This is a genomic window from Amycolatopsis circi (genome assembly GCF_003385235.1).
Lineage (GTDB): Bacteria > Actinomycetota > Actinomycetes > Mycobacteriales > Pseudonocardiaceae > Amycolatopsis > Amycolatopsis circi.
The window spans coordinates 1-8631 of sequence record NZ_PQIA01000227.1 but is presented as its reverse complement, the minus strand read 5'-3'; the positions used below and the strand labels follow the sequence as shown (position 1 = coordinate 8631).

The following is an 8631-nucleotide window of genomic DNA, read 5'->3' as shown; positions in this document are numbered from 1 at the left end:
CTTCGTGTCCTTGGCTTCCGGAGCCGGCTTCGGGGCCGGGGGAGCGGGCGGGGCGGCCTTCGGCGGCGCGGGGGCGACCGGCGGCTCCTGCTGACGCGACTTCAGCGCGACGGCGGTACCGACGGCGACCGCGCCGAGACCGAGGATCCACGGCCAGCGGCGACGCTTGCGGGTGCCCTTGGCGGCGCTCTTCGCCTCCTCCAGCGCAGCGCGGAACTCCTTCTTGGCCGCCTTGAAGTCCTTCTTGCCGCGGCGCTTCGAGTCACCGGCCGACGCGGCGGCCTTGATCGCGGCCTTCTTGGCCTTGCGGCCCGGCTTCTTCAGCTCGGCGATGCGGGCGAGCGCCTCCTTGCGCGCCGCGGCGGAGCTCTTCTTCAGCTCCTTGCGAGTCAGCTCCGTCTTCTTCGCCAGCTTGCGCCGGGCCTGGCGGCTCTGCTTGCCCAGCTCCTCCGCGCCGGCCTCGGCGGCCTTCGCGCCCGCCTTGCCCGCCTCGACGACCAGCTTCCGCAGGTCCGTCGAGCCGGACTTGGCCGACTCACCGACCGATTCCACGGCCCGGGTCATGGTCTTCACCTCATCAATCGTTGTGAAACAGATCTGTTGCTTGACATCTATCCTGCCCTTTTTCCGCCCGCACCGCTGCGGCTTCCCGCTGGCGGCGTCGCGGAAACCTCGGGAAAGTGCCTTCTTCCTGGGCCGGAGTCCAGCGCGACGGGCCGGGACGGCCCCCTGAACCCCCCATTTGTGCGAAGGGGTGGCACGATGGCGGCGTGACTGAAAGCGCCCGCAAGGCCACCCTGCACACCAACCAGGGTGACATCCACGTGAACCTGCTGCCCGACCACGCGCCGAAGACCGTGGCGAACTTCGTGGGGCTGGCCACCGGCTCCAAGGAGTACACCCAGCCGAACGCGAAGGGCGGCAACTCCGGTCCGTTCTACGACGGCTCGGTCTTCCACCGGGTCATCAACGGCTTCATGATCCAGGGCGGTGACCCGACGGGCACCGGCCGCGGCGGCCCCGGCTACAAGTTCGGCGACGAGTTCCACCCCGAACTGCAGTTCTCCAAGCCGTACCTGCTGGCCATGGCGAACGCCGGGCCGGGCACCAACGGCTCGCAGTTCTTCATCACCGTCGCGCCGACCTCGCACCTGAACTTCCGGCACACGATCTTCGGCGAGGTGGCGGACCAGGATTCCCGCAATGTCGTCGACGCCATCGCGACCACCGCGACCGGCCCGGCGGACCGCCCGTTGAACGACGTGGTCATCGAGAAGATCACCGTCGAAGACTGACGAGCCGCAGGCAGGGATGGGGTTTCGGTAGGTTGGAGTCATCGTGAGCCAACCGCCGAACCCGTCCGCGCCGTCTCTTCCCGGTTGCTGGTGGCATCCGAACCGCCAGACCGGCCTCAGCTGTGCCCGCTGCGGGCGTCCGGCTTGTCCGGACTGCCTGCGCGAAGCCCCGGTGGGATTCCAGTGCACCGACTGCGTGCAGACCGGGGCGCACCAGCAGAAGCAGCAGCAACGGCAGTATCGCAACGCCGGGCTGGGCTCCCGCACGATCGCCGGGGCCCGGCTGTCGAATTCTTACGTCGTCACCGCCACGTTGATCGCGGTGAACGTGGTGATCTTCTTCGTCACCGCAGTCCAGGCGAAGAGCCTGTTCAACAACGGTGCCGCGCGCGTCGAGATGCTCGGCGAATTGTGGACGTATCCCGCGCTCGGCGGTGGCGAATGGTGGCGGATTTTCACCTCGGGCTTCCTGCACTACGGACCCATACACATCGCGGCGAACGCGTTCTCGCTGTGGATGATGGGCCGCGCGCTGGAGCAGGTATTCGGCAGGTCGCGGTTCTTGGCCCTGTACTTCGTGTCGATGTTCGGCGCGTCCACCGCGGTGCTGCTGTTCGACGCGCCGAATCGGCCGTCCGCAGGCGCTTCCGGGGCGATCTTCGGCCTGCTGGGCGCCTACGCGGTGATCGTGCTCAAGCTCCGGCTGAATCCGACCGCGCTGCTGATCAACTTGGTGATCAACGCCTACGTGACGTTCTCGATCCCGCAGATTTCGATTCTCGCCCACGTCGGCGGACTTGTGACGGGCGCGGTAGTGGCGGCCGCGATTCTCTACGCGCCTGAGCGCAACCGGGTGCGGTGGCAGAGCATCGGCCTGGTGATCATCACGCTCGCACTCGTCGGGCTGGTCGCATGGCGCGCTGCTCAGATCCCGTCACTCGAGTGCGACTTCGGCATGGCCCGAGGCCAGTTGAGCTACCTCTGCGGATTATCAGGCTCCGGTGGAGCGAGTACGTAGCTCGGTAAGCACGTCCAGCACGTCGCGAGGATCCTCGCCGAGATCGGTCTGCCCGAAAATGAACAGCTGATCGTCGCGCTCCAGCTCGAGCGTCACGCCGTCGCGGCCGAGGCGGCGCGTGCTGCGCAGCCGGACCGTCGTGCCGGCCCAGGGGAGCCGGTGCGTGCCGTTGAGCGTGCGGGCTCGCAGGCCGTCCTCGTCCGCGGCCAAGCGCGGCCGTACGAGCGTCCAATGGACCGCGAACGCGCCGACGGCCAGCGTCGCGAGGCCGGTGAGCACCGCGCCCTTGCCGTCGCCGAAGGTCGCGTCCAGCACAGTTCCGACCAGCAGCAACGCGGCCAGGCCCCACGCCACTACCACGAAGTTTCGGCGCGGGGCCCACGAGGCCGGGTGGTTATCCACAGGGGTTATCCACACTGGGGATGAGTCACACCGGTGTGATTCGGTGTCAATCGGCCGACCGGAGCAAAGCTGATCCGGCGGATGGTCAGCGCCACCGCATCGTCATCAGCAGGCCGGCGATCATCGCGGCGAATCCGATGGCGAAGTTCCAGTTTCCGAGCTGGCTGAGGAACGAAACTTTGTCGCCGGCGATGTAGTTCACGACCAGCCACACCAGCCCGAGGAGCATGAGGCCGAACATGACGATCTTGTAGAACAGGTTCGACGGTCCCGCGGCCTGGACCTTCACCGGGGTGCGGCGGTCGACAGGCGGGGTGTACGCGGTCTTCTTGCGGACCTTCGACTTCGGCATCGTTTCCTCGCGTGCTCTACGGGCATTCCTGGTGGCGGCATCCTGGACGAGGTCCCGCTGTCGGGGTGCGCAACCAGCGCCACGTGCACACGTTAACGTAAAGGACGGCTCCGCAGCACCGGGCGGGAGCGGTCGGGTTTCTCAGACTGTGACAATAGCGCCACCTGGAGTGCCGGGGAGGACTCCGGCCGGGCGCGGGAGGAGCTTGCGTGACGCCGCAAGATTGGCCGGGCGAGGACGACCGCCGCCCCGGCACGGGACCTGACCGCCCGGTCCGCCGACAGCCCCCGCCGCCGAGGCGGCAGTCCGGGGAGACTCCGCCGCGGCGAAGAGTGGCAGGCGATCCGGGCCGGAGATCACCCGAACAGCGCACGCCGATCGACCGGGGCGGGCCGGTCCAGGGCGGCGGCGAAAACCGGCCCGGGCAAGGGCGAACGGGCGAGGGCAGGCCCCGCGAGGGTGACCCCCGCGGCGGTGATTTCGGCAGTCCCCGCGGTGCCGCACCACGCCGTACCGCCGAGTTCCGCGCCGAAGGCGACCCGCGCGGCGAACGACGTCCGGGCGAGCCTCGTGCCGATCGTGCCCAGCCCGGGGATCCCAGCCGACGTCCCCGCAGCGGAGATCCCCGCCGTCAGCCGGAAGAAGGCCGTCAGATGCCTCGCCGGGTGGGCGCCGCGGCCCCGGATCCGTCCCGGCGGCGGATGACCGGCCCGGAGTTCGCCGAGCAGCCGACCGAGGTGTTCTCGGCGGTGGCCGTCGCGGACAAGGACGAGAAGAAGGCCAAGAAGACCCCGCCGCCGCTGGGCAAGGGCGGAATCGCGATCCGCACCGCGGGCGAAATCTTCATCACGCTCGGAGTCGTCGTGCTGCTGTTCATGGTCTACGAGGTCTGGGTCACCGACCTGTTCTCGGCGGAGAAGCAGCACACCGCGAGCGACCAGCTCGACGGCGACTGGTCGAAGGACCGCACGCTGCACCCCGAACTGATCGACGGCAAGGCGTTCGCGCGCATCCACATCCCGTCGTTCGGCGCGGACTTCAACTTCACCATCCAGGAAGGCACCGGCGAGGACTCGCTGGCGGTCGGCCCCGGCCACTACAAGGGCACCGCGCTGCCGGGCGAACCGGGCAACTTCGGCATCGCCGGACACCGCGTCGGCAAGGGCGCGCCGTTCAACGACCTGGACAACCTGAGTTCCTGCGACCAGATCGTCATCGAAACGCACACCGATTTCTTCATCTACCAGGTGCTGCCCTATGACGACGAGATCAAGGGCTGGAGCAGCGGCAAGGGCGCGCAGCCGGAGTGCAAGGGCGTCTCGACGCTGCGCAACGCGAGCATCCCCGGCGGCGGACCGTACGACGAGACGTTCGGGCGTAAGGTCGTCCAGCCGAGCCAGGGCGACGCGGTGAACGCGGTGCCGTACAAGCCGGCTGACGCGTTGCCGAAGGCGCAGCAGGCTTCGCTGCTCACGCTCACCACGTGCCACCCGCAGTTCTCGGCGAAGGAGCGGCTGATCATCACCTCAGTGCTGACCCGCCAGGTGCCGAAGACGCAGGTGCCGGATTACACGACGCTGCTGAAGAAGATCGGAGTCGGTTCCTGATGTACGGCTGGCTCTGGCGGCATCTGCCCGGTCCGTTCGCGGCGAAGTTCGCGATCGCGCTCGTGCTGGTGCTCGGAATCGTGGCGTTGCTGATGTTCGTGGTGTTCCCGTGGCTGGACCCGCTGCTGTGGTTCAACAACGTGTCGGTGAACAACTGAGGTTCGGCGTCTTCCTGGTCTCGGGCCGCTTCCCGGGCCAGGACGACGCTGCCGTCCTGCGGCGCACCGTCCGCGCGGCTTCTGCGGCCGAGGCGGCCGGTTTCGACGACGTGTGGCTGGCCGAGCACCACTTCATGCCGTATGGCGTGTGCCCGTCGGCGATCACGCTCGCCGCGCACGTGCTTGGTCAGACTTCGCGGATCAGCGTTGGTACTGCGGTGAGTGTGCTGTCGACGACGCATCCGGTCGCGTTGGCCGAGCAGTGGTCCATGCTGGACGCGATCTCCGACGGCCGGTTGAGATTGGGCGTCGGGCGGGGTGGCCCTTGGCAGGATCTGGAGGTGTTCGGCACTGGGTTGCCGCGCTACGAAACGGGTTTCGCCGAGTCGCTGGATCTTCTGCTGACTGCGGCGACTGGCCGGGTTTCGGCTCAGGGGTCTCACTTTTCTTTTCGTGAGGTGCCGCTGCGCCCTGCTCCGCAACGGTCCCCGCAAGTCGTGGTGGCGTGCGGCGGACCTGCTTCTTCCGCGGTCCGGTTGGCTGCTGAACGTGATCTGCCGTTGTTGCTGGGCCTGCACGCGGACGATACGGAGAAGGCAGCAACTGTCGCTGCTTATGGCGCGCCCGCGGCCCACGTGTCGACGGTGCTGTGCCAGGTCGGCGACGATGCTTCTGCAGTGGTGCGCCGCGCTTTGCCGGGGTGGCTGTCGGATGGCCTTGGCGCCCACGTAACGGTGGACGGCCGACCCGGTCCGGCTCGGGATCCTTGGGAGTACACGGAAAACCTGTGCGCGATCCATCCGGTCGGCACGGTTGAGCATTGTGTCGAGACTCTGCGGACGAGCCTCCGGCGCACCGGGGTGTCCCACGTGATCATGTTCGTGGAAGCATCCGGGACGCCGGAGGGGACTCTGGCCAACATCGCGCGGATCGGCGCCGAGGTGCTGCCCGCGCTACGGGGTTAGCCGGGCTGATGGGGTCCGCGCCTCCTAGTCTCTAGGTCGCAGGTTCGAGTCCTGCCAGGGGCTCTACGGCTGGGCACTCGTTCCTCCGCATCTGGATTACCTCGGCGCGCACTTCACGCGGTGTAACACCGACGGTGATCCTTGCGAGTACAAACCGGGCACACTCAGCGGCGAGCCTTTGGGAGAACGAATGTCAGTTCACAGACCCATCGGTTTTGCGATCGTCGCGTCCGCGCTGTTTGTCTCCCTGACCGCGTGCGGATCATCGACAGGTGCTGATTCCGCGGAGCCGACATCGGCATCGTCGACTTGGAACAGCATGTTCGATTCCAGCACAGTGAACCCGTCAGCGCCGCTGCCGACATCCGAGAGCACCATCGCCCCGCCGGCGGCGAGCGATTTCGAGGTCGCTCTCAAGACCGTTTCCAAGCATTGCTTCGGCTCTGCCGGCTGCAATGTGGTGGTGGAGCCGAAATTCACGTACAAGGGCACCGCGGGTCTCGACCAGTACACGTGCGACGTCACGTACGAGATCACCGGCGACCAGAGCGGCCCGATCACGGAGACCGCGGCAGGCACGACCCCAGGGAAGACAATCGTGCGAAGCACCGTCATGACCACGTCGTCCACGAAGGCCAAGGTCGCCGCGTCAGTGACGTCAGTGGAATGCAGAACCAGCTAAAGACCGGCCTGGTCAGAGAAATCCCCTGACCAGGCCGCAGCTCAGTCCGAAGCCGGACTCAGCAGTCCCGCAGCTCAGGGCTCTGGTTCAGCAACTGCCCCCGAGGCGAGACAAACGCCCGGTACCGATCCCCGTCCACGTCACGGAACACCGCCACCCGGTGGCAGTTCTGGAAGGCCAGCTTCACCCCGAAATGCCGCTCCAGCCCGCCGCGGATCGCGTCTGAGGCCAGGGCTCGCAGGAGTTGACCGCGTTCGGCCTCGCTCGGCGGCGGGGTTTCGTTGTCCGCGAATCCGTCCGCGGCGGTGTCTGCTTCCGCGATCACTCCGGTGATGACCTCCCACGCGTACGGCAGCGATTCCCGCACACAGGCCACGAACTCGGCGTCGGAGACTTCCCCTCGTTCGGCTTTTTCCAGCAGCGCGGGCGATACGTCCAAGGACAAGACAACCTCCATGGTCAGCGGTACCCCTCAGAGCTACCGGCCCGCCGGACCCGGCCACAAGAGAAAACGAGTTTCATCACCACTTTGGTGTACTACTCCCACCGGAACAGCCGCACGGCGAGCGCCGTTCCGCCCAGCGCGAAGGCGGCCAACGCGACGAATTGCAGCGGCTGACCGCCGTTGCCGACCCAGGCGTCTTGCAGCGGCTGGGTGCCGGGCGGGAGGTAGGCGCCGATTTTCTGGATCACCGCCGGCAGCAGCGGCCGCGGAAGGTAGACGCCGCCGACGAACATGATGGGGAAGAACGCGATCATCGCCAGTCCGCCCGCGGCTTTGCCGGTACGGGCGAGGGACGCGGCGATCAGGCCCAGTGCGAAGACCGAGACCAGGCCTAGCAGCAGGGCCAGCAGGAAGAGTCCGGGATGTCGTGGGATCGGCACGTCGAAGGCGATTTTCGCGGCGACGAGCATCAGCAGCACTCCGGTCAGCGCGACGGCGGCGTGGATGAGCACTTGCGCGAGCAGCAGGTAGGCGGGCGGCACGGGTGTGGTGGCTAGGCGGCGGAGGACGCCGTGCTCGCGGTAGGTCGCGACGGCGGCCGGGATCACCTGCAGGCCCAGCATCGCCAGTGCGATCACGACCAGCGACGGTACCCATAGGTCGACAAATCGATAGCCGTCGGTGACGGGGCTTGGCTCCCGCATTCCGGGGATCGAGCCGACGCCCAGCAGGATCGCGGTGGGCAGGAAAACGCCCAGGAGCGCCCACAACGGCGTGCGCAGGAACAGTTTCGCTTCGGTAATCAGCAAGGTACGCATGCGTGGATCTCCTTCAAGCGCGAGTGATGGCGACGAACGCGTCGTGCAGGGTGGGTTGGCCGGTGTCGGCGAGCAGGTCGGCGGGGGCGCCGGTGGCGACGACGCGGCCCTGATCCAGCAGCACCAGGCGATCGCACAGCCGTTGCGCCTCGTCCATGAAGTGGGTGACCAGCACGACCGTCACGCCGGAAGCGCGCACGTTCTCGACCAGCTGCCACGTTTCCTGCCGGGCATGCGGGTCGAGGCCGGTGGTCAGCTCGTCGAGGATGGCCAGTTCGGGGTTGCCGACCAGGGCGAGTGCGATGGACAGCCGTTGCCGGAGACCGCCGGATAGCTTGCCGAAGGCGATGTCGCGGTGGGCGTCGAGGCCGAGTCGGGTCAGCAGCGTGTCGATGTCGGCTGGGTTGGGGTAGAAGGACGCGAACAGCGAAAGCGCTTCGCGGACCCGCAGTTTCTCCGGCAGCCGGGCGTCCTGCAGCTGGGTGCCGACGCGGCGGCGCAGTTCGGCGGCGTCGCGCGCCGGATCCAGGCCCAGTACGGAAATCGTGCCGGAATCTGGGGAACGCAATCCCTGGAGACATTCGACGGTGGTGGTCTTTCCGGCGCCGTTCGTGCCGAGGACGCCGAAGATCTCGCCGCGTTCGACGGAGAACGAGACGCCGTCGACCACGACCCGGCCCGCATAGGCCTTGCGGAGTTCGGAAACTTCGATGAGTCGCATGCGAACGACGCTAGAAGCGCCCGCGGTCCGGCAGAATGAGCCGGAAACCCCAGTTGAGGTGGGGTTTTGCGGGCCCGGGGGTGGGGCTAGGGCCACCCCGATCCGGGAGCTGCGGCCAGGGACGGCGAGGACCGGGGCGGCGAGACTGGGGCGCGAAAGGGGGTGGAC

Annotated in this window: 12 protein-coding genes; 5 read left to right on the top strand and 7 right to left on the bottom strand. The window is 67.7% G+C overall.

Annotation, left to right across the window (positions count from 1 at the left end; genetic code table 11):
- Positions 1 to 564 (bottom strand): hypothetical protein (locus D0D37_RS44770; RefSeq protein ID WP_244223904.1); only part of this gene is annotated, 564 nt, incomplete at its 3' end.
- Between the two features lie 206 nt (positions 565 to 770).
- Here D0D37_RS44770 and D0D37_RS44765 point away from each other — a divergent pair.
- Positions 771 to 1295 carry a peptidylprolyl isomerase gene (locus tag D0D37_RS44765; protein WP_116206633.1) on the top strand — a complete coding sequence of 175 codons (525 nt, stop codon included), beginning with the start codon at positions 771 to 773 and terminating at the stop codon, positions 1293 to 1295.
- Positions 1296 to 1338: 43 nt separating this feature from the next.
- Positions 1339 to 2313: a rhomboid family intramembrane serine protease gene (locus D0D37_RS44760; protein WP_116206632.1), complete on the top strand. Its 975-nt coding sequence runs from the start codon at positions 1339 to 1341 to the stop codon at positions 2311 to 2313.
- Here D0D37_RS44760 and D0D37_RS44755 read toward each other — a convergent pair.
- Positions 2287 to 2715 (bottom strand): PH domain-containing protein, encoded by a 429-nt coding sequence (locus tag D0D37_RS44755; RefSeq protein ID WP_244223903.1) that lies wholly within the window; start codon positions 2713 to 2715, stop codon positions 2287 to 2289. The genes D0D37_RS44760 and D0D37_RS44755 overlap by 27 nt on opposite strands.
- Before the next feature lie 85 nt (positions 2716 to 2800).
- Positions 2801 to 3067 carry a cell division protein CrgA gene (gene crgA / locus D0D37_RS44750; RefSeq protein ID WP_101436684.1) on the bottom strand — a complete coding sequence of 89 codons (267 nt, stop codon included), beginning with the start codon at positions 3065 to 3067 and terminating at the stop codon, positions 2801 to 2803.
- A 653-nt stretch (positions 3068 to 3720) separates the two neighbouring features.
- On the opposite strand from crgA, the gene D0D37_RS44740 reads away from it, so the two are divergent.
- The 3 genes from D0D37_RS44740 to D0D37_RS44735 are packed head-to-tail and all read left to right on the top strand — an operon-like array spanning position 3721 to position 5797.
- The gene (locus D0D37_RS44740; RefSeq protein WP_208720556.1) at positions 3721 to 4674 is read left to right on the top strand and encodes a class E sortase; all 954 of its coding nucleotides are present in this window, start codon (positions 3721 to 3723) and stop codon (positions 4672 to 4674) included.
- Positions 4674 to 4832 (top strand): hypothetical protein, encoded by a 159-nt coding sequence (locus tag D0D37_RS47250; protein ID WP_167493655.1) that lies wholly within the window; start codon positions 4674 to 4676, stop codon positions 4830 to 4832. The genes D0D37_RS44740 and D0D37_RS47250 overlap by 1 nt, the downstream gene beginning before the upstream one ends.
- Entirely contained in the window at positions 4802 to 5797 is a 996-nt protein-coding gene (locus D0D37_RS44735; protein WP_244223902.1) for an LLM class flavin-dependent oxidoreductase, read from the top strand. Before D0D37_RS47250 ends, D0D37_RS44735 begins: the two co-directional genes overlap by 31 nt.
- A 198-nt stretch (positions 5798 to 5995) precedes the next feature.
- On the opposite strand, the gene D0D37_RS47050 is transcribed toward D0D37_RS44735, so the two are convergent.
- The 4 genes from D0D37_RS47050 to D0D37_RS44715 all read right to left on the bottom strand — a co-directional run bounded on the left by D0D37_RS47050 (position 5996) and on the right by D0D37_RS44715 (position 8463).
- Positions 5996 to 6427, bottom strand: coding sequence for a hypothetical protein (locus D0D37_RS47050; RefSeq protein WP_162834790.1), 432 nt, complete (start codon positions 6425 to 6427; stop codon positions 5996 to 5998).
- Between the two features lie 110 nt (positions 6428 to 6537).
- A complete protein-coding gene (locus D0D37_RS44725; RefSeq protein WP_116206634.1) occupies positions 6538 to 6924 on the bottom strand; it encodes an SCO5389 family protein in 387 nt (128 codons plus the stop codon).
- A 92-nt stretch (positions 6925 to 7016) separates the two neighbouring features.
- The gene (locus tag D0D37_RS44720; protein ID WP_116206628.1) at positions 7017 to 7742 is read right to left on the bottom strand and encodes an ABC transporter permease; all 726 of its coding nucleotides are present in this window, start codon (positions 7740 to 7742) and stop codon (positions 7017 to 7019) included.
- Positions 7743 to 7755: 13 nt separating this feature from the next.
- Positions 7756 to 8463, bottom strand: a complete 708-nt coding sequence (locus D0D37_RS44715) for an ABC transporter ATP-binding protein (protein WP_116206627.1) — start codon at positions 8461 to 8463, stop codon at positions 7756 to 7758.
- Positions 8464 to 8631 lie beyond the last annotated feature (168 nt).

What these genes read in the sequence shown, in the direction of transcription:
- crgA (WP_101436684.1), bottom strand. Translation starts at nt 3,067, where the DNA reads ATGCCGAAGTCGAAGGTCCGCAAGAAGACCGCGTACACCCCGCCTGTC.
- D0D37_RS44740 (WP_208720556.1), top strand. Translation starts at nt 3,721, where the DNA reads ATGCCTCGCCGGGTGGGCGCCGCGGCCCCGGATCCGTCCCGGCGGCGG.
- D0D37_RS47250 (WP_167493655.1), top strand. Translation starts at nt 4,674, where the DNA reads ATGTACGGCTGGCTCTGGCGGCATCTGCCCGGTCCGTTCGCGGCGAAG.
- D0D37_RS44720 (WP_116206628.1), bottom strand. Translation starts at nt 7,742, where the DNA reads ATGCGTACCTTGCTGATTACCGAAGCGAAACTGTTCCTGCGCACGCCG.
- D0D37_RS44715 (WP_116206627.1), bottom strand. Translation starts at nt 8,463, where the DNA reads ATGCGACTCATCGAAGTTTCCGAACTCCGCAAGGCCTATGCGGGCCGG.